This is a genomic window from Pseudomonas sp. GW704-F2 (assembly GCF_059423025.1).
This window is the reverse complement of record NZ_JBWKXO010000028.1, coordinates 1-19,709: the sequence shown is the minus strand read 5'-3', so window position 1 is coordinate 19,709 and position 19,709 is coordinate 1. Positions and strand designations below refer to the sequence as shown.

Annotated in this window: 15 protein-coding genes; 14 read left to right on the top strand and 1 reads right to left on the bottom strand. The window is 61.9% G+C overall.

Annotation, left to right across the window (positions count from 1 at the left end; all coding sequences use genetic code 11):
• Positions 1–7 precede the first annotated feature (7 nt).
• From AC07W0_RS21575 to AC07W0_RS21555, 5 genes are all read left to right on the top strand, one after another.
• Complete coding sequence (locus AC07W0_RS21575; RefSeq protein WP_102618244.1) at positions 8–2,080, top strand: TonB-dependent siderophore receptor; 2,073 nt, start codon at positions 8–10, stop codon at positions 2,078–2,080.
• Entirely contained in the window at positions 2,080–2,361 is a 282-nt protein-coding gene (locus tag AC07W0_RS21570; protein WP_046489517.1) for a hypothetical protein, read from the top strand. Before AC07W0_RS21575 ends, AC07W0_RS21570 begins: the two co-directional genes overlap by 1 nt.
• Positions 2,358–3,977 (top strand): PepSY-associated TM helix domain-containing protein, encoded by a 1,620-nt coding sequence (locus tag AC07W0_RS21565; protein ID WP_256580899.1) that lies wholly within the window; start codon positions 2,358–2,360, stop codon positions 3,975–3,977. The genes AC07W0_RS21570 and AC07W0_RS21565 overlap by 4 nt, the downstream gene beginning before the upstream one ends.
• Positions 3,862–5,088 (top strand): RhtX/FptX family siderophore transporter, encoded by a 1,227-nt coding sequence (locus AC07W0_RS21560; protein ID WP_102618245.1) that lies wholly within the window; start codon positions 3,862–3,864, stop codon positions 5,086–5,088. Before AC07W0_RS21565 ends, AC07W0_RS21560 begins: the two co-directional genes overlap by 116 nt.
• Before the next feature lie 296 nt (positions 5,089–5,384).
• Entirely contained in the window at positions 5,385–6,650 is a 1,266-nt protein-coding gene (locus AC07W0_RS21555; RefSeq protein WP_102618246.1) for an MFS transporter, read from the top strand.
• A 5-nt stretch (positions 6,651–6,655) separates the two neighbouring features.
• Here the strand turns inward: AC07W0_RS21555 and AC07W0_RS21550 are convergent, their stop codons facing one another.
• A complete protein-coding gene (locus AC07W0_RS21550) occupies positions 6,656–7,711 on the bottom strand; it encodes a helix-turn-helix domain-containing protein (protein ID WP_102618247.1) in 1,056 nt (351 codons plus the stop codon).
• Positions 7,712–8,349: 638 nt separating this feature from the next.
• Between AC07W0_RS21550 and tssA the strand changes: the two genes are divergently transcribed.
• The 9 genes from tssA to AC07W0_RS21505 form a co-directional block, all read left to right on the top strand.
• Positions 8,350–9,900: a type VI secretion system protein TssA gene (gene tssA / locus AC07W0_RS21545; RefSeq protein WP_102618248.1), complete on the top strand. Its 1,551-nt coding sequence runs from the start codon at positions 8,350–8,352 to the stop codon at positions 9,898–9,900.
• Positions 9,901–9,998: 98 nt separating this feature from the next.
• A complete protein-coding gene (gene tssB / locus AC07W0_RS21540; RefSeq protein WP_017849097.1) occupies positions 9,999–10,496 on the top strand; it encodes a type VI secretion system contractile sheath small subunit in 498 nt (165 codons plus the stop codon).
• A gap of 3 nt (positions 10,497–10,499) precedes the next feature.
• On the top strand, positions 10,500–11,984 hold the full coding sequence (gene tssC, locus AC07W0_RS21535) for a type VI secretion system contractile sheath large subunit (protein ID WP_102618249.1): 1,485 nt from the start codon (positions 10,500–10,502) through the stop codon (positions 11,982–11,984).
• A gap of 159 nt (positions 11,985–12,143) precedes the next feature.
• Positions 12,144–12,632 carry an Hcp family type VI secretion system effector gene (locus AC07W0_RS21530; RefSeq protein WP_017849099.1) on the top strand — a complete coding sequence of 163 codons (489 nt, stop codon included), beginning with the start codon at positions 12,144–12,146 and terminating at the stop codon, positions 12,630–12,632.
• A gap of 70 nt (positions 12,633–12,702) precedes the next feature.
• On the top strand, positions 12,703–13,122 hold the full coding sequence (tssE, locus tag AC07W0_RS21525; protein ID WP_226926231.1) for a type VI secretion system baseplate subunit TssE: 420 nt from the start codon (positions 12,703–12,705) through the stop codon (positions 13,120–13,122).
• Between the two features lie 3 nt (positions 13,123–13,125).
• Entirely contained in the window at positions 13,126–14,841 is a 1,716-nt protein-coding gene (gene tssF, locus AC07W0_RS21520; protein WP_102618250.1) for a type VI secretion system baseplate subunit TssF, read from the top strand.
• Complete coding sequence (gene tssG, locus AC07W0_RS21515; RefSeq protein WP_017849102.1) at positions 14,805–15,812, top strand: type VI secretion system baseplate subunit TssG; 1,008 nt, start codon at positions 14,805–14,807, stop codon at positions 15,810–15,812. Before tssF ends, tssG begins: the two co-directional genes overlap by 37 nt.
• Positions 15,813–18,545, top strand: coding sequence for a type VI secretion system ATPase TssH (gene tssH, locus AC07W0_RS21510; protein ID WP_102618251.1), 2,733 nt, complete (start codon positions 15,813–15,815; stop codon positions 18,543–18,545).
• Positions 18,546–18,581: 36 nt separating this feature from the next.
• Positions 18,582–19,709, top strand: a 1,128-nt coding sequence (locus tag AC07W0_RS21505; RefSeq protein WP_218260409.1) for a type VI secretion system Vgr family protein, incomplete at its 3' end; no start/stop codon positions are given.

Genomic DNA, 19,709 nt, shown 5'->3' with positions numbered 1-19,709 from the left:
ACTTGGGATGGTGCTGGTGCTGGGCCTGAGCCCGTTGGCACAGGCGATTGCGACCGTGCAATTGCCTGACATCAAGGTCGCGGGTGACGACACCTCGGGCGAGGTGACCCCGCCCGGCGTGACCACCATCGGCAAGCTACCGCTCAAACTGCGGGAAACGCCGCAGTCGGTGAGCGTCATCGACCATGAGCGCATCGAGCAGCAAAACCTGTTCAGCCTCGATGAAGTGATGCAGCAGGCCACTGGCGTGACGGTGCAGCCGTTCCAGTTGCTGACCACCGCGTACTACGTGCGTGGCTTCAAGATCAACTCTTTCGAATTGGACGGTGTGCCGGCGATGCTCGGTGAAACCGCCGGTTCGCCTCAGGACATGGCGGTGTATGAGCGCGTCGAAATCCTGCGTGGCTCCAATGGTTTGCTGCACGGCAGCGGTAACCCGGCGGCCACGGTCAACCTGGTGCGCAAGCGCCCACAAAAGGCATTCGCCGCCAGCACCACCCTCAGCGGCGGCACCTGGGACCGTTACCGTGGCGAAGTGGATGTCGGCGGGCCGCTGACCCAGACTGGCAACGTGCGTGGGCGTGTGGTGGCGGCCTACGAGGATCGCGACTACTTCTACGATGTCGGCAAGCAAGACACCCAGTTGCTCTACGGCATCACCGAATTCGACCTGAGCCCCGACACCCTGCTGACCCTGGGCGCGCAATACCAGACCATCGATTCGGTGACCAACATGGCCGGCGTGCCCATGGCCAAGGACGGGTCGAGCCTGAACCTGTCGCGCTCCACCTATCTGGACGTGGACTGGGACCGCTTCAAGTGGACCACGCGTCGGGTGTTCGGCTCTCTTGAGCAGCAACTGGATCACGACTGGAAAGCCAAGGTCGCCGCCGAATACCAGGATGCCGACTCAAGCCTGCGCTATGCCGGTGCTTTTGGCGCCATCGACCCGCTCACCGGCGATGGCGGTGGCTTGATGGGCGCTGCGTATAAATTCAGCAGCACCCAAAAGAGCGTGGATGCCTCGGTCAATGGGCCGTATTCGTTGTTTGGCCGCAGCCATGAGTTGCTGTTGGGCACCAACTACAGCCACGGCGAAACCGAGCAGCGCACCGCCCAGTTCACCACGCCGCTCAACGTGCCGGTGAATGTCTATCGCTGGGACCCGAGCAGTGTGCCCAAACCCGGGATCGGCGCCTACACATCGCCCGGGTCCACGACGACCACCTCCAAGGGCGTCTACGCGCTGACCCGCTACAAACTGCTCGATCCGCTGACCCTGGTCATCGGCGGCCGGGCCAGTTGGTGGGACCAGAACGCGCCGACCAGCCACTTCACCCCCGGCCGGGAAATAACCCCGTATGGCGGCTTGATCTGGGACTTTGCACAGAACTGGTCGTGGTACGCCAGCTACGCCGAGGTCTACCAGCCGCAGACCGGGCAAACCTGGAGCGGCGACCTGCTCAAGCCGGTGGAGGGCAAGACCTATGAAACCGGGATCAAGGGCGAGTTGGCGGACGGGCGTTTGAATGTGTCGCTGGCGGTGTTCCGTATCGACCTGGAGAACAACCCGCAGGTCGATCCGGACCACCCGGGTGTGGGGCCGACCACCTATTACATCAGCGGCGGCAAGGTGCGCAGCCAGGGCTTCGAGCTGGAGAGCAGCGGTTATATCACCCCCGAATGGAACGTCTCCGCCGGTTATACCTACACCAGCACCGAGTACCTCAAGGACACCAACGCTTCGGGTGAGCGCTATGCCAGCTTCACGCCGCGCCACATGGCGCGGGTGTGGACCCAGTACGAGTTGCCGTGGCAGGACCGCCGCTGGAGCGTCGGTGCCGGCGTGCAGGCGCAAAGTGATTACTCCACCCAATCCGGTGCCGTAACCCTGGAGCAGGGCGGCTATGCCTTACTCAATGCGCGGGTCGCCTACCGCATCGATGAGCATTGGACTGCCGCGGTCAACGGCAACAACCTGGCGGACCGCAAGTACTACCAGAGCCTGTCCAACGTCAATTGGAACAACCGCTATGGCGAACCGCGCAGCCTCAATCTGACCCTGCGAGGTACGTTCTGATGGCCGCGCCGGCCCTCGGTTCCTGGCCGCTGCGCATTTGTCTGGCGCTGGCGGGCAGTGTGCTCAGCAGCCTGCAACTGGCCGTCCTGCTGGCGCGGCATTATCCGTGGGGCGGTGGGCTGGAGCGGCTGTATGCCGGCGTGTTCCTGGGCTTGGGGTTTCTGGTGACGGTACTGCTGTGGTCGTTGCTGGCGCCGGATCGCAAACGCGTGGTGTGTCGCTCCAGCGCCTGGCTGCTGCTGTTTACGCCCTGGCTGCTTTGGGATGGAGCCTGGCGATGAACCTGATGGGCGCACCGAGGGCATTGGTCCAGCGTGTACACGCCGGGGCAGGCGGGGTGTTTGGGGTACTGCTGTTCGTGATCCTGCTGACGGGGGCGTGGAGCATGGCCCATGAAGACTTGCGCGCCTGGTTTCGCGGCCCGGCGGCGTTGGCTCACGGGCCGGCGCTACCGGTCGCGCAATGGCCGGCTATCGCTCGCGAGCGCGGCCTGGCGCTCGGTGAATTGCGCATTCGTTTGCCGGACAGCCGCCACTCGGTGGTCGAGTTGTGTGCATCGCCCAAGGACTGCACGGTCGCCTTGGACCCCGTCAGCGGCCGTGAGCTGGCGTCAGGCAACGCGGCCGATATCCTGTTCAACCTGCACAAAAGTCTGTTCATCGGTTTTCCCGGCCGGATTTTGATCAGCTTGTTGGGCGTGGTGTTGTTGCTGATGATCTGGGCAGGCAGTGCATTACACAGTGGGCGCCTGCAAGACCTCAAGCGCCTGCGGCGCGACCGTGGGGCACGGGTGTTCGCCCATGACTTGCACAGCCTGATCGGCCGTTGGTGCGGGCCCTGGTTGCTGCTGTTTGGTATCACTGGCGCGTTGTCCGGCCTGGGGGCGCTCGGCACCTTGGGGCTTGCCGCGCAGGCGTTCCCGGGCGCGCCGCAGCAAGCGTTCATGCAGTTGCTGGGGGCGCCGCCGCAGGTCGGCCGAACAACGGCTTCGGCGCCGGCGGTCGACCTGGATCAGTTGCTGCACCAGGACGCCGTCGCCCATCCGGGGTTCTCTGCTCAAAACGTCGCCTTGCACCACTGGGGTGAGCCGGATGCCTGGGTGGAAGTGAGCGGTATCCAACAAGGCCTGCCCAGTACGGCCGTCTTTGAACGGCATGCCTATCGCGCCGCTGACGGCCTCGCCGTCGGCTCCAGCAGCGCCAGCGGGCGCGGTCTGTGGTTGCAGGCGTTTATTGCGGTGCAGCCGCTGCACTTTGCCGACTACCGCTGGGTGCCTGTTGGCGGGTCACTGCTGCGTGCCGTGCATTTCGGCATGGCGTTGGCGGCGGCGGGGTTGGTGCTCAGCGGCTTGTACCTGTGGCTGGAGCGTCGGCGCCTCAAGGCCGGCGGCGGTTGGCAGGTGCTACTGCGCCTGGTGATCGGCGGCGGTGGCGGGTTGCTGGCGGCCACGGCGGTATTGCTCTGCGCGGGGGCGCTGGGCAGTGCCAACCTGGCGTGGTGGTTCTGGGGCGGTTGGCTTGCCAGCCTGCTGCTGGCCTGCCTGATGCCCCCCAGGCGTCAACCGCTGCACCTGCTGCTGGCCGTGACGGGCCTGGGCTTCCTGGCGGCGGCGCTGCTGCACCTGGCCGGCAGCCTGAAACAAGGCAGCGTGCCGCTGTGGCCCATCGATCTTGTGTTGCTGCTGTGCGCGGCCAGTGCCCTGTGGGCATTGCGGCGCCTGATTTCTTTTACGCGTGCGGCACGGGCTGCCGCCGCCAATGTTGCCTGGGGGGAGACTTGTAATGCTGGATCTGTTGAAACATTGGCGCATGGTGCTGACCTTTGCACTGTTGTACCTGTCCCAAGGCATTTGCTTCGGCATCGCCATGGACGCCTTGCCGACCCTGCTGCGTCATGACGGCGCGGCGCTCCACGCCTTGGCCTTCCTGCCGTTGGTGGGGATACCGTGGGTGGTCAAGTTCCTCTGGGCGCCCCAGGTGGATAACCATTGGAGCCCACGCCTGGGACGGCGCCGCAGTTGGATCATTCCCATGCAGATACTGGTGCTGCTGTGCATTGCCTGCCTGGCGAGCATCGGCCTGCGCGTCGAGACGGCAGGCATCGCCGTGGGCCTGCTGATTGTTGCCTCGCTGGCCAGCGCCACCCAGGACATCGCCACCGACGGCATGGCGGCCGAGTACTTTAGCGGCAACATGCTCGCGCGGATTAACGCCATCCAAGTGGGCGGCACCATGGTCGGCTTCTTCGTTGGCGGCGCCGGCACCTTGCTGCTTAGCGGCTACCTGGGGCAAACCAGCGCGTTCAGTCTGCTGGCTTTGGTGCCGTTGTTGAGTCTGGTGTGCGTCGGCTGGCTGCACGTGGCACCGGCCCAGGAAAAACAGCCAGATGTGGCGCATGCCTCATTATGGCGGTTTATCAAGCGGCCGAAGGCGCTGGCGCTGGTGGTGCTGGCCTTGTTGTCGGCCATGACGTCAGTGTCGGGTTTTGGCTTGTCAAAGCTGTTCCTGAATGACGCCGGTTGGTCCTTGCAGGCTATCGGCCAACTGGGCATGAGCGGCGGCGTGGTCACCATCGTCCTCGGCTGCGGCGGTGGTGCATGGTTGATCCGGGTGTTGGGGCTGTGGCCGACGTTCATCCTGGCGGTGGGCATGGCCGGCGCTGCCGCGTTGACCTGGCTGCTGCAAGCCAACGGCATGCTTGCCACGCAAACCGGACTGATCTGGTTGGCCGTGGGCCTGGGCTCGTTCGCGACCGGCGCCACCTCGGTGGTGATCATGACTGCCTCCATGGCCTTCGCCGCGCAAAGCGACCAGGCCGGTACGGACATGACCGCCGTGCAAAGTACACGTGATTTGGGGGAAATGCTGTCTTCGACCTTGCTGGTGGGGTTGACTGCGCAGGCGGGGTATAGCGGTGGGTTTCTTGCGGGGATGGTGATGGCGATCCTGGCGTCGTTGGTGGCGTTGAATGTGTCACGTCAACGTGTGGGGGAAAGAGCGGCGGGCTGATTGATAGGTTCGGCGATCGTCAAAAGCGCTCAACGGGTCAATCAGTGCGAGCGCTCGTGATCTTCCGACATCAAGCGTGCGGCGCGGAGCCGCAGTGAGTGCGCGCCTGCTGGCGTTATAAAAGGGGTACATACAAGCCTGATATTGTTCCGTAGGATGCTCCCGCCAGGACGCTACTACAAATCAATAGCCCGTCGATCGAGCTGTTAGCGCCCAACGTGCCCATGAGGGGCCTTTTGGGCCCACGTGTTCGCTACCCAGCGCGCTTTGATTGACTCGACGGGACCTCGGCCTAAATGTCTTATCTTGAATCTGGCGATTGTCCGGTGACCTTCAGGCAATCGAAGAAGGTGATAGTCGCGACAGTCGTTGGCAATGGCCTGGTGATCTACGACTTCACGGTATACAGCTTTTCTGCCGTGATCATCGGCAAGCTGTTTTTCCCATCGGACAGTTCGTTCGCCTCGTTGCTGATGGCGTTGTTGACGTTTGGCATCGGTTTCGCGATGCGCCCGCTGGGCGCAATCGTGATCGGCAACCTCGCCGACCGCAAAGGGCGAAAAGCCGGCTTGAATGTCACCAATCTATTGATGGCAGCCGGTACCGCCTTGATCGCGTTCATGCCGACGCATGCATCGATCGGCGTCACCGCAACGGTGTTGCTGGTGCTCTCGCGGTTGCTGCAGGGGTTCGCGACCGGAGGAGAGATCGGCGTGTCGTCCGTGGTGCTGATGGAGCTGGCGGCGCGCAATCAACGCTGCTATCTGGTCAGTTGGCGTTCTGCCAGCCAGGCGGCCGCGGTTTTGGTGGGGGCGGTTGTCGGTGCCACCACGACCGCATTGCTGACCCCCGAACAGTTGCTGGCCTGGGGCTGGCGTATTCCTTTCGTGCTTGGGCTTTTGATTGCGCCGTTTGGGTGGTTCATTCGGCGCAATATGGTGGAGACAACACGGCGTGGTATCCAGTCGCCGTCGCTGCGTGTCTTGCTGAAAAACCACCGCCCCCAGCTATTGCTGGGGATCTTGATGATGGCAACCCCCACCGCAAGCATCTACCTGATGGTGCTCTACATGCCGACCTATCTGGTCCGCACGTTAGGCCTGTCGCCGAGCATGAGCTTGCTTTCGGCGTGCTTTTCCAGCGCGATGCTGTTCATTGCCGCGCCATTGTTTGCGCGGTTCGCCGACCGGCTGCCGCGACGCAAACCGACCCAATACGTGACGATGATCCTCAGCATCCTGTTGGTCTATCCGGTGTTCCTGGCCTTGACCCATGGGGTCGGCGAGCTGGCTTCCTTGCTGATCATCGGCATCTATTCGGCTGTCGCGATGGGCAACAACGGCGTCGCTACCGTCATGATCATGGAGGCTTTTCCGGCGCATCACCGGGCCACGGGGATGTCGATGGTCTACAGTTTCGGCGTGACGATCTTCGGGGCGTTCTGCCCGTTTTTTGTGACGTGGTTGATCGGAGTTACCCAGAACGCAATGGCGCCTTCCTGGTATCTGCTGGGCGCGCTATTGGTCAGCCTGTTCGCACTGGTGAAATTTCCAGCGCGGTAGCCGGCTCACTGATCGATTCGGCCAGCGACGTTACGGTGCCCCGGCATAGCGTTGCCCATTCGCTGTGCCGCCATCAGGCGATGGTCCTGCGGCGCCAGGTCATAGCGACGACGAAACGCGCGGGTAAACGCCGATGCGCTGTTAAAGCCCAGGCTGTAGGCGATCTCAATCACCTGGCGGTCCGGATAGCGCACCAGTTCGTCCGCGGCTTCACGCAGACGGCAGTTGAGGATGTAACGACCCAACCCTCCCTCATGCTGGAACAGACGGTAGAGCGTGGCGCGAGGCAGCTGCATGGCCATCAGCACGTACTCTGGCGTCAGCCAGGGTTGATACAGGTTGTTCTGCACATAACGCCTGGCTTTATCGAACATCGCACTGCGCGCCGCCGCCCGCACGTGCCCACCCAGCTTGGCCTGTTTCGAGAAGGCCGCGAGCATGAGTTGAACGGCGGTATCGAATGTCGACGCGGCCTCGGCGCTGCTGATAACCGGCAGCTTTCTGGAAAACGCCTCGACGTGCTCGATCATCAATTGGGTCATAGGCGTCGTATTCTCGAAGACACGCCCGTGGATCGACTCGGCATGCGGCAGCGCCGCTTCCACCACCGTGCGCGAGACAAAGAAGGTCAATACGCGGCAACGCCCCCGGCTCATTTTGATCGGCTGGTTCATGTCCATGGCAACGATGCTCGCCCTGGCGGACGCGCCATGTTCCTGGGGGCCGCCTCGAATGGACTCCATTGCGCCTTGGGTGAAGACCTGGAAAACATAGTCCCGGACCTTGTCGGTAGAGATGCGCGCAATCGAACGGTCGAGCAACAAGGCGTCGCTTGAGCAGTCGGTGAAGACGCGATCACTCAATTTGTAGCGGTCAATGCTCGCGTTGAAGGGCGTGGTGGTTGCGTGGGATGTAGGCAGGACGTCGATGACGTGTCCGACCCGATCACGCCAGGCCAGCAGTTGGTTGGCAACCGGCTCGGCGCTGACCTCGAAGTGATCATGGGCGTGCCTGGAGCCGACGTGTTTAGGGGCGCATATCAGTGAGGCTGGTTTGTTCATGGATTCACTACAACCCGGAAAGCCTATGTTCACGCCCCGTGAACAGGCGTTGCATCTTCCCACTGTACGTCCGTGCTGCCTAGCGGCAGCCAGTCAGAATGGGTTGTTGTGCTCCTTATAACCGGTTTCTCCATGAAAGTAATGACAATCCCTCTTGTATCCAACTTGTTGCGCACTTTCTGGCGGCGGCAAGAGCGGGGCAGGGCGCCTGAAAATAATTGAAAAGTTGCAACGCAGGGTCAAGCCATCTGCAAGGCGCTTGATAGATTGACGCGAATTCGCATTTGACAGCGTTTATGTGTTTCCACGCTGTGAACGCGTGCGCTTGTTTCTCAAGCAAAGTGCGCTGGGTATTGGCCTTGTTATTTTCGGCGCGATGATCTGAACGGGTACGTTAAACCGGCGAGTACTTCAGGTGTTCACCCGATGGCCCCGGCGCCTTGGCTGACACATGCTTGTCCGACGCTTCAACGCGCGGGGCTTTGGCTTGGCGGATTACAGCCGCGGTGGGCGGAATATCGGGCCTTGGATCAATCAATGAAGATCGTCACCGCTGCATAAATCAACCCGGCATCGGCGGCGATTTTTTTTACGCGGCAACGATGTATCAAACAACCTATTGAAGTAAGGAGTAACGGATGAGTTGCCTCGACCGGGAAGTAGGTTCGTTTGCGATCAGTTTGACTCATCCTGCTGGCGTTAATCCTCGGGAAGGGCTGGCTTTTTCCCTCGCGCAAATCGAAGTGGATAAATTGAACAATATCCACGCCGAGTCCGGAGTGGATTGGCAGAAAGTCGCCGATGCCTGTGTAAAAGTGCTGCGAGAAGAGGGCAAGGACTTTAATGCCGCGGTCTGGTTGTTATGTGCCTGGACCACTCTGCAAGGCATTTCCGGCCTGGCGACCGGCGTGCATATAGTGCGCGAAATGCTTGAGCTGTATTGGGAGACCCTGACCCCGCCGCCGGCTCGATTGCGTGCCCGGCGCAACCAGGCCGAGTGGATGCTCGAGTGGCTCGCCGTAAAACTTGAAGCCAACTTCGAAGCGGTGCCCGGAGAACAATTGGCGCAGTTGCTCGAAGACTGGGACGCCATCGATCGCCATTGGCGCGACCGGGACGCCGACGGCCCGAGTTTTTTTGCGTTGCGTCGTCGCCTATCGCAGTTGCCCGTGCAAGCGGGTGTCGAGCCAATAGCGGTGACGGCGGAAGAGGTTCCAGCGGCAGTCGATGCGCCTACAGCGCTCCCGACGCCGGTTGCGCACGCCCCTTCGGCGCCGCTTCCGGCCCTTGTGCCGGCTCCGCCATTGGGCCGTCTTGAGAGCGATGAAGCCATCGAGAACGCGGTCAATAGCGTGTTTGCCGCGCTTGCACCGCTGCTGGGGTTTTGCCTGGAGTCTCGGGCGACCTTGCCGTTGCTGTTTCGCCTCAATCGCCAATTGGCGTGGACGACCCTGGAGCAGGTCCCTCCTGCGCAAGGCTACACGACACGCGTGCCGCCGCCTTCGGACGCGGAACTCGAAAGTTTCAGCCGCTTGCAGAGCGTTGGCGAGCCACTGGACATCGTGCGTTTTTGCGAAGGTCGGTTACCAAGTTATCCGTGCTGGCTGGACCTCAATCGGGCCAGTCACGCCGCGCTCTTGAGGCTCGGTTCGGCGGCGCAGGCCGGTGCTGCCAGCCTGGCCCTGGAAACCCGTCATTTTCTGGCGCGCCTGCCGGCGCTGGTCGAGCTGACATTCGCCGACGGCCAGCCGTTCGCCGACGGCGCGACCCGCAGTTGGCTCGAAGGTTTGGCACCGGCGGCCGGCAGCGGCGCCACGGATGGGCTGCAAACGCTGATCGATGAAGTCGCGCGTGATGCCGCCGAAGGCCGTTTGAACGAAGCGTTGGCGCGCTTGCAGAGCGCCGTGCGAGAGGCTGGCAGCGGCCGCGAGCGGTTTCGCCTGCGCGCTGCCCAATGCCATCTGCTACAGCGTTTCGACCCGCGCCCGCAGTTGGGTGTTGCCTTGGATGTGTTGCTCCAGGAAGCGACGGAGCAGGGCCTCGATCGTTGGGAGCCGGAGCTGGTCCGGCCGTTGTTGGAGTTGGCACTGGCGCATGACGACGGCGGTTCGAGAGCGCTGTGGGCGCAACAGTTGGCGGCAATGGATTTGCCGGCGTTCTGGCGTTTGGCCAGCCCGCCGGCAAGTTGAATGGGCAACAGGCAATACCTGGCAGGCGTGTGCATATCCATGCCATGAGTTTTCTAACGGCTGCGTTGAGCGAGTCCGGTAAACAGGAGTGAGATTTAATGGCTAGTGAAGGTTCGGTCGCGCCTAAAGAGCGCGTCAATATTGTTTACAGCTCTGACACCGGCGGCGCGCAGGAACAGGTCGAGCTGCCGCTCAAGCAACTGGTGATCGGCGACTTCACCTTGCGTGAAGACGACACGCCGGTTGAAGACCTCAAACCGATCCGCGTCGACAAAGACAACTTCACCGATGTGCTCAAGGGCCAGAACCTGAGCCTGCAGTTGGCGGTGCCCAATCATCTGGCGGAAAACGCGCCGGAGGACGAGCAGATCCCGGTCTCGCTGACCTTCCAGTCCATTCGCGATTTTGAGCCGGATGCCATCGTGGCCCAGGTTCCCGAGTTGCAGCAACTGATCGCCCTGCGGGATTCGCTCAAGGCCTTGAAAGGGCCGATGGGTAACTTGCCGGAGTTTCGCAAGCAGCTGCAGGCCCTGATGAACGATGACGGGGCCCGCGAGCGTTTGCTCTCGGAACTTGGCGTAAAGGACAAGGAATAACCCATGAGCGAAGAAAAGAGTCAGGCAGCGAGCACGACCGGCCAGGTGGTCGAGTCGGTTTCCCTGTTGGATCAGTTGGTGGAAGCGACGCGCGTCAAGCCGGGCGACGAGGCGTATGCCGTCACCCGTCAGGGCCTCGAAGCGTTTGTCACCGAACTGCTCGAGCCGGCCCGGCAGGCCGAGAAGGTCAGCGCCGGGTTGATCGACGACATGATCGCCACGCTGGATGCCAAGCTGTGCCGGCAGGTCGACGCGATCATTCACCACCAGCAGTTCCAGAAGCTGGAGTCGTCCTGGCGCTCGCTGAAGTTTCTGGTCGACCGCACGGATTTTCGCGAGAACAACAAGCTGGAAATCCTCAGCGTGTCCAAAGAGAAGCTGCTCGAAGATTTCGAGGATGCGCCGGAGATCACCCGTTCGGGTCTGTACAAGGCGGTGTACACCGCCGAGTTCGGCCAGTTCGGCGGCCAGCCGTTCGGCTCGATCATCGGTAACTACGAGTTCAACCCCGGCCCACAGGACATGAAGTTGCTGCAGTCGGTCGCCGCGATTTCGGCGATGTCCCACACGCCCTTCATCGCCGCGGCCGGCCCGCAGTTCTTCGGCATCGACAGCTTTGCCGACCTGCCCAATCTCAAGGATCTGCAAGCCGTCTTCGAGGGGCCGCAGTTCACCAAATGGAATGCCTTTCGTGAAAGCGACGACGCGCGTTTCGTTGGCCTGACATTGCCGCACTTCCTGCTGCGCACGCCCTATGGCGAAGACACGGTCCCTGCCAAGACGTTCCGCTACAACGAGAACGTCGGTGGCGGCAACCAGGACTTCCTGTGGGGCAACGCCGCGTTTGCCTTTGCCAGTCGCCTGTCCGACAGCTTTGCCCAGTACCGCTGGTGCGCCAACGTCATTGGCCCACAGGGCGGCGGCACCGTCGGTGATTTGCCGATCTACAACTACGAGGCCATGGGCGAAACCCAGACCAAGATCCCGACCGAAGTGCTGATTTCCGAGCGTCGCGAGTTCGAGCTGGCCGAGCAGGGGTTTATCGCGCTGACCATGCGCAAGAACACCGATAACGCGGCGTTCTTCTCCGCCAACTCGTGCCAGAAGCCCAAGTTCTTCGGCAATGACAAAGAAGGCAAGGAAGCCGAGCTGAACTACAAGCTGGGCACCCAACTGCCGTACATCTTTGTGGTCAGTCGCCTGGCCCATTACATCAAGGTCATCCAGCGCGAAAACATCGGCACCTGGAAAGAGCGTGGCGACCTGGAGTCGGAACTCAACACCTGGATTCGCCAGTACGTGGCCGACATGGATAACCCCGCCGCCGGTGTGCGCAGCCGTCGTCCACTGCGTCAGGCGGAGATTACCGTCAGCGACGTCGAAGGCGATCCAGGCTGGTACCGCGTCGGTTTGAAAGTCCGTCCGCACTTCAAGTACATGGGCGCGTCTTTCACGCTGTCGCTGGTGGGCAAGCTCGACAAGAGCTGATCGGTAGCGCGAATGGGCAACGCCGCCGTTGCCCATTCAGGTGTTCACCCGAGGGTCATTGCCTCGGCGTTTCCATAAGATGGATTCAACGCAGCGAGACAGGGCCAGAGGCGCTGATCGATGCCTGAAAACTCACTGATTAAACCCGGAGTACACGTTATGCCAATGCCATGCTACTTGAGTATCGAAGGCCAGAACCAAGGCAAGATCGAAGGTTCCAGCACGGTTACCGGTCATGAAGGAAAGATCCTTGTTCAGGCCGTCGAACACCTGATCGATATTCCCAAGAACCCGCAGACCGGCCTGCCGGCCGGCAAGCGTGTCCACCAGGGCATGACCCTGACCAAGGAAATCGATAAGTCTTCTCCAAAGCTGCTGCAAGCCCTGACCTCCGGCGAGCAACTCAAGTCGGTAGTCCTGGAGTTCTATCGGATCTCGCCTAAAGGCACCGAAGAAAAGTACTACACCATCACCCTGAGCAATGCCGTGCTCGTTTCGGCCCGCACCTGGGTGCCGAACGTGTTGAGCCCTGAGTTCAAGCAAATGGGCCATATGGAAGACATCGGCATCACCTACGAAAAAATCGTCTGGACCTGGGTGCCGGACGGTATCGAAGCCGAAGACTCGTGGTTGGCGCCAAAAGCGTAAGCCCGGCTCGACGGTTCAATGCCGCCCTGGTCCAGGGCGGTGTTCTTGTTATTGCAGAAGGTACACCGCGTTGAGAGAAAAGCGATTGCTGGAGCGCATCACAAGCCTGCAGGCCGAAACCGGCCGCACGCACCTGACCCAGGCTGAAGTGTTGACGCAGTCGATCGTCCAGCATCTGCAACGCATTTTGAATACCCGGCGCGGCAGCGTGCCGATTGACGCCGAGTTTGGCGTACCCGACTTCACCAATCTGGCCGGTTCGTTTGCGACCGGCGAGACCACGCAAATAATCGAGAACATGACGCGCATGATCGCCCGCTACGAGCCTCGCTTGAAATCGCCGCGCATTCTGGTCGCCGAAGGTGCCCAGGAAGTGTTGTCGCTGAGTTTCAGTCTTGAGGGCGTAGTGTCGATCGACGATCGGGACATTCCTATTCACCTGGCAACGCGTGTGTCTTCGGACGGTCGCGTGTCCCTGGCGATGCACTAAGTCATGCTCAACAGCCATTATCAAAGTGAACTCAACCAACTGCGGCGTCTGGCCGATGAGTTTGCTCGCCGCAACCCGGCCCTGGCGCCGCTGCTGGGGGTGGACTCGGCCAATGACCCGGACGTCGAACGCTTGCTCGAAGGTGTGGCGTTTCTTACCGGGATGGTTCGCCAACGGTTGGACGACGAGTTTCCCGAGTTCATTCAAGAGTTGGCGCAGCTGCTCTATCCCCATTACCTGCAACCGTTGCCCTGCCTGACGCTGCTGCAATTTCAGCCGCGCACGGCATTGCAGGAGGTTACGCGTATCGAGCCCGGCTGCGAAATTGCCTCGGTGCCGGTCGATGGCCAGCGCGTGCGCTTTAGCAGTACAGCGGCGGTCGACCTGGAACCGCTGCAACTGCTCGGCAGCCGCTGGGACGGCGGCGCCGGTGAAGAGCGCAGCCTGGTCCTGGACTTCGCTTTTACCACCGCCGACCCGAATAGCTGGCTGGCTGACAGCCTGCGTTTCTATCTGGGGGATGGCCTGGTCGATGGCTCCAAGTTATTGCGTCTGTTGCAGCTCAACCTGCGCGAGATTCGCATCTCTGCGCAAGAGCAGCCCATGACGGTATTGCCGGCCAGCCATTTGCGTGGACTGGGATTCGATGCGAGCAACGCCTTGCTGCCGTTTCCCGATACCGCGCACCCGGCCTATCGGTGCCTGCAGGAATACTTCGCGCTGCCCGAGAAATTCCTGTTTATCGAGTTTCGCGGCTTCAAACAGTGGCGAGCCAGAGGCGCAGACGGGCGCTTCAGCGTGCGCCTGATGTTCGAGAACCTGCCGGACTGGACACCGAACCTGTCGGCCAACAGCTTTTTGCTGGGGGTGACGCCGGCGATCAATCTGTTCGCCCAGGACGCACACCCGCTGCGCATCGACCACAAGCAAGTCGACTATCGCATCCAGCCTGCCGACCATGGCCAGCGCATGAGCATGCGGATTCATTCGGTGCTCAAGGTCAGTGCTTATTCCGCCGGAGGCGGGGAGCGGCTGCTGGAGCCGTTCAATACCTTCTCGCAGCGCGACACCTATAACCTGCGCATCCGCGCCTCGAGCATCGATGCCCAAGGTTATGACCACTATCTGAGCCTGCCCTACAGCGAAGGCAAAGTGCCGGGCGAGATGACCTTGTCCATCGGCTTGCTCTGCACCAATGGCAAGCTGCCGGAAAGCCTGCGCCTGGGGGATTTGAACCAGCCCACCGACAACACGCCGCCCAGGGTCGAATTCAAGAGCATTCGCGGCATTACGCCGTGCCAGCCGCCCAAGTTCGACGACAAGTTGCTGTGGCGCATGCTCTCGCAGCTCAATGCCAACCACTTCCGCCTGGCCGATCGCGACTACCTGCGCGGCCTGCTCGCGCTGTATCTGCCGAGCGTCGGCGAAGGGGCCCAGGACGCCAACCAGCGGCGCATCGATGCCATCGAAAAAGTCACCGTCAGCCACGAGCGGCGTTTTATTCGCGGGCTGCCGATCGAAGGCAGTGTGGTCCGGGTCGAGTGCCGGGGCGACTATTTTCTCAGCCCCGGCAATTTCTACCTGTTCGGTTGCGTGCTGGATGAGTTTTTCGCCGGCTGTACGGCCATCAACAGCTTTACCGCCTTCACGCTGTTCGACAGCGTCAACCACGAGACCTTGAAATGGCCAGCGAAGATCGGGCACCAACGCCTGTTGTGATCGATCCGCTGCTCGATGACGGCGGCGAGTTCGGGTTTTTCCAGGCCTTGCGCCTGTTGCGCCTACGTTTTCCGAGCGAAAAACACTTCGTCGACAACGTGCGGGTCCGGCCGCGGCTGGGGCTCGGGTTTCCGCTGCGGGATATCGAAGGGATCGAGCAGGACGACGACGGCCGTTATCGGATCGAGGCCAACTTCTTCGGGCTGTATGGCGTCACTTCGCCGTTGCCGACGTTTTACACCGAAGACCTGATCGACGAGCAACTGCTGGGCCATTCGGCGGGACGTGACTTTCTCGACATCCTGCATGCCTCGCTCTATCCGTTGCTGTTCCGTGCCTGGGAAAAGCACCGGATCTGGATCGACATTACCGAGCGGCGCGACGTCAAGAGCCTGCGTCAGTTGCAGGCGCTGATCGGCATTGCGGATGCGCGTCCGGAGCAGCGCGATCAATCCATCGACTTGCTGCGGTATGCCGGGTTGTTCAACCAGTACCCGCGCTCGGCCCTGGGGCTGCAGCAGTTGGTCAAGGCGGTACTCAGCGATGTGACGGTGGAAGTCGTGCCGTGTGTCGAGACGCGCCTGCGGATCGACCGCACGGCACGCACTTACCTGGGCACGCAGTGCGGGGTGTTGGGCGAAAACAGCCTGCTCGGTCGTGAAGTCATGGACCGCAGCGGCACGCTGGATATCCGCCTGACGTCACTGAGTACCGAGCGTTTTCACGGGTTATTGCCGGGGCAGGCGCTGTATCAAAAGCTCGAACGCTTGGTGGGATTGTATTTGCAGACGCCGCTACGCAGCCGTCTGGTCATGCGTCTTGCGGCAGATAAGCAGCAGTGCGCTTCGCTGGGCGGCGGCTGGCAGCGGCTGGGCCTGGATACCTGGCTCGGTGACGGAGACACACAGGACGACGTTGTATTCATGCTGACGGCCGAACACGGACCAATGCTCGAAGAGAGGGCTCGCTAGATGATTCAGGTAGAACTCAAACCGCTGTTCGCACGGCTCAATGTGTACAGCACCAAGGCCCTGGAGAACGCGGCGGGCCAGACCCTGGCGCGCGCTCACTACGAGATTTCCCTGGAGCACCTGCTGCGCCAGTTGCTGGAAGATCCGGATGCCGATACGACGCGCATTCTCGCCCGCTTCGAGATCGATCCGATGCGCTTGCGTGCGCTGCTGGATGAGGGGCTGGCGCAGTTGAAAAACGGCAACCCGGGACGTCCGGTGTTCGCTGGCCTGCTCACCGAATGGATTCAGGACGCCTGGCTGATTGCCTCGCTGGTGGTCGGCAGCGGGCGGATTCGCGGCGGTTCGCTGCTGCTGGCGCTGGTATCGCGCCTGGGCTACTACAGTGCTGGCACGCGTTACGGCGAACTGCTCAAGCCGATTTCCACCGATGCCCTGACCGCAGAGTTCGCTCAACTGTTGGGCGGCTCCAGCGAAGGTCCGCTGGACAGCCTGCAGACCGGCGCGGCCTCTGCTTCGTTGGCCGGCGCCGGCGGCAGTGCGCCCGCAGCCGAAGACAATATCGCGCGCTTTTGCGAAGACCTGACCGCCAAGGCAGCGGCGGGGCGCATCGACCCGATTTTCGGGCGCGATGATGAGATTCGCCAGATGATCGACATCCTCGCCCGGCGGCGTAAAAACAACCCCATCGCCGTGGGCGAGCCGGGTGTGGGCAAGTCCGCCGTGGTTGAGGGGCTGGCGTTGTTGATCAGCCAGGACGAAGTCCCCGACTTCCTCAAAAACACACGTTTGCTCAGCCTGGATCTCGGTGCGCTGGAAGCGGGCGCCAGCGTCAAGGGCGAGTTCGAAAACCGTCTGCGTGGCGTCATCGAAGAGATCAAGGCCTCCACCACGCCGGTGATCCTGTTCATCGACGAAGCGCACATGCTGATCGGCGCCGGCGGCGCGGCGGGTGGCTCGGATGCGGCCAACCTGCTCAAACCCGCATTGGCCCGTGGCGAGTTGCGCACCATCGCCGCCACGACCTGGTCGGAGTACAAGAAGTACTTCGAGAAAGACCCGGCCCTGGCGCGTCGTTTCCAGCTGGTCAAGCTGGACGAGCCGAGTGTCAAAACCGCAGTGTTGATCCTGCGCGGGCTCAAGGGGCACTACGAAAAAGTCCACGGGGTCAGCGTGCGTGACGACGCCATCGTCGCCGCCGCCGAATTGTCGGATCGCTACATCACCGGGCGCTTGCTGCCGGACAAGGCCGTCGACTTGCTCGACACCGCCAGCGCCCGGGTACGCATCGGCCTGGGCATCAAGCCTGCCGAGTTGGAGCGCATGGAGCGGCAGTTGTCCGGTCTGGCGCGTGAACAGAGCGCACTGGAGCGCGACCGTGGCAATGGTTTCCCCGTAGAAGACCAGCGCCTGACGGATATCGCCGACGAACAGGCTGAGATTGACGAGCGTCGGGTTGCGCTGGAAGTCCGCTGGCTGGCCGAGCGCGACGCGGCGCTGCGCGTCCTTGAAGCACGCAAGCAACTGACCCGGCAAGCACAGGATCTGCCGGTTCCGGCCGAAGGCGAGGTTGTGCAGGTACTGGCCTCGCTGGAGGAACGTCAGGCCGAGCTGGATCAGGCCCGTGAAGCCCTGGCTGCACTGCAAGGCGACGCGCCGTTGCTGTTCACCGAAGTCAGCCCCGATGCGATTGCCCAGGTCGTCTCCGACTGGACTGGCGTGCCGCTGGGCAAAGTGCTGCGCGATGCGGCGGGCGGCGTATTGGCCCTGGCCGACAACCTCAAGATGCGTATTCGCGGTCAGGACACCGCCGTCGAGCAGATCGCGGAAATTCTCAAGGCCGCGCAATCCGGCCTGCGCGATCCGCAACAGCCGTTGGGAGTGTTCCTGCTGGTCGGGCCATCGGGGGTCGGCAAGACCGAAACCGCCCTGGCCGTGGCCGAACATCTGTTCGGCGGCGAACAGGCAATGATCTCGGTGAACATGAGCGAGTACCAGGAGAAGCACACCGTCAGCCGCTTGGTGGGTTCGCCCGCCGGCTATGTCGGCTTCGGCGAGGGCGGCATGTTGACCGAGGCGGTGCGCAAGCGTCCGTATTCGGTGGTGTTGCTCGATGAAGTGGAAAAAGCCCACCTGGACGTGGTGAACATTTTCTATCAGGTCTTCGACAAGGGCAGCCTGTCCGACGGCGAAGGGCGGCAGATTGATTTCTCCAACACCGTGGTGCTGCTGACCAGCAACCTGGCCACCGAAGAAATCCAGAACCTGTGCGTCGACGGGCGGCCCGACCCGGACACCCTCGCGGAAAAAATCCGCCCGACCCTGTCCCGGCATTTCAAACCGGCGCTGCTGGCGCGCATGACCATCGTGCCGTTCTTCACCCTGGGGGGCGCGCAACTGGCGGGCATCGTGCGCCTCAAGCTGGGCCGGCTCAGCGAGCGTCTGCTGGCTTCGTCGAAAGTCCGTCTGACGTTTGCAGAAGAGGTTGCCGACGCTATCGCCGCGCGCTGCACGGAAGTGGAAAGCGGGGCGCGCAATATCGACTTCATTTTGCGTAAGAGCCTGACACCGCGCCTGTCTGACGTCTTGCTCGGGGCGATTGCCGATCAGCGGCCGCTGGCTGGGTTGCATGTGGCGGTGGATGCGCGCGGCGAGTGGATCATTACCACGCAAGACGTCGATGCGATCAGGTCTTTACCCGAGCGTGAAGCGCTGCTTGAGCCCCTAGAGTGACCGCTCGTTTACCGACTGAAGAACAAGGATTGATTGATGGCTCTCAATGATCATGCGCTCTGCACTTTCGCCAGCCTGGCCCCCTCGCTGCTGCTCGAAACATTATGGGTGCAGCAGTGGCAGGGCGAGGAAAAGCTCTCTCAGCCCTATCGCTTCGAGGTTCGGCTGGCCACGATCAATCCATTGTTCGACGACGAAGCGCTGCTGGGCAACCGGGCGATATTGACCCTGAGCGATGCGTTGGGGCAGCCGCATCCCTATCAGGGCGTGGTCACGGAGGTGGATTATCTCGACGCCGACTCCTTGTATTACTACTACCGCGTGGTGCTGGAACCGCGCTTCGTGCAGTTGCGGCATTTCCGCTTTTCGGAAATCTGGCTGGACAAAAGTCTGCCGGAGCTGATTCGCGACGTGCTCAAGTTGGCCGAGCTGACTGTCGAAGGGCCGGGTATGAACGGTTTGCCCGGTTCGGCGTATGACTTCGATATCCGCCTGCCGCTGGCCGATGATCCGCTGACTCAGGCGACGTTTACCTGCCAGTTCGAAGAAACCAGCTTCGCCTTTATTTCACGTCTTCTTGAATATTTCGGCGTGTATTACTTCTTTGAGCAGGGGCCTGACGGCGAGGCGCTGGTGTTCTGTGGCGACCGACTGTACCAGCCGCAACTCCCCAGTCTGCTGACCTATCGCCGCCAAGATTCGGAACTGGAGGTAGGCCGGGTCCTGGCGGTGGCGCGGACCTTCGAGCGCAAACTCGTGCGGCAAGCGGCGGGGGTCACGCTCCAGGACTTTTCCGCGAGCAACGCGCAGTTGAAGTTAGAGGTCAATGCTTCGGTGGCAGCTGCCAGCCTTGGCGCAGATGCCTCAACCGCACAACGAGAGGCCGTCTCTGGTTCGTCTGTATTTATCGGCGGACAAGGGTTGTATGGCGAGCACTTCGGTTCGCTCGAACAGGGGCAATGGTTGGCCAATCGCCGCGCCCAGGCCATCGGTTGCCGTCAACGGGAGTTTCATGGCAGCGGTCGAGCCACGGGGTTGCGCGCCGGTTATCCGATGCTGTTAGTCGGCCACCCGCGTCCGCTGTTCAATGCCGGTTATCAGGTAATTGAAGTTCACCACGACGGTTATCAGCCGTTGCCGGGCCTGGGGTCGGAGGGGGAAGGG

Coding starts and splice junctions, on each gene's coding strand:
- AC07W0_RS21550 (WP_102618247.1), bottom strand. CDS start 7,711: ATGAACAAACCAGCCTCACTGATATGCGCCCCTAAACACGTCGGCTCC.
- AC07W0_RS21565 (WP_256580899.1), top strand. CDS start 2,358: ATGAACCTGATGGGCGCACCGAGGGCATTGGTCCAGCGTGTACACGCC.
- tssH (WP_102618251.1), top strand. CDS start 15,813: ATGATTCAGGTAGAACTCAAACCGCTGTTCGCACGGCTCAATGTGTAC.
- AC07W0_RS21560 (WP_102618245.1), top strand. CDS start 3,862: ATGCTGGATCTGTTGAAACATTGGCGCATGGTGCTGACCTTTGCACTG.
- tssC (WP_102618249.1), top strand. CDS start 10,500: ATGAGCGAAGAAAAGAGTCAGGCAGCGAGCACGACCGGCCAGGTGGTC.
- tssB (WP_017849097.1), top strand. CDS start 9,999: ATGGCTAGTGAAGGTTCGGTCGCGCCTAAAGAGCGCGTCAATATTGTT.
- AC07W0_RS21530 (WP_017849099.1), top strand. CDS start 12,144: ATGCCAATGCCATGCTACTTGAGTATCGAAGGCCAGAACCAAGGCAAG.
- tssA (WP_102618248.1), top strand. CDS start 8,350: ATGAGTTGCCTCGACCGGGAAGTAGGTTCGTTTGCGATCAGTTTGACT.
- AC07W0_RS21555 (WP_102618246.1), top strand. CDS start 5,385: ATGTCTTATCTTGAATCTGGCGATTGTCCGGTGACCTTCAGGCAATCG.
- tssF (WP_102618250.1), top strand. CDS start 13,126: ATGCTCAACAGCCATTATCAAAGTGAACTCAACCAACTGCGGCGTCTG.
- tssG (WP_017849102.1), top strand. CDS start 14,805: ATGGCCAGCGAAGATCGGGCACCAACGCCTGTTGTGATCGATCCGCTG.
- AC07W0_RS21570 (WP_046489517.1), top strand. CDS start 2,080: ATGGCCGCGCCGGCCCTCGGTTCCTGGCCGCTGCGCATTTGTCTGGCG.
- AC07W0_RS21575 (WP_102618244.1), top strand. CDS start 8: ATGGTGCTGGTGCTGGGCCTGAGCCCGTTGGCACAGGCGATTGCGACC.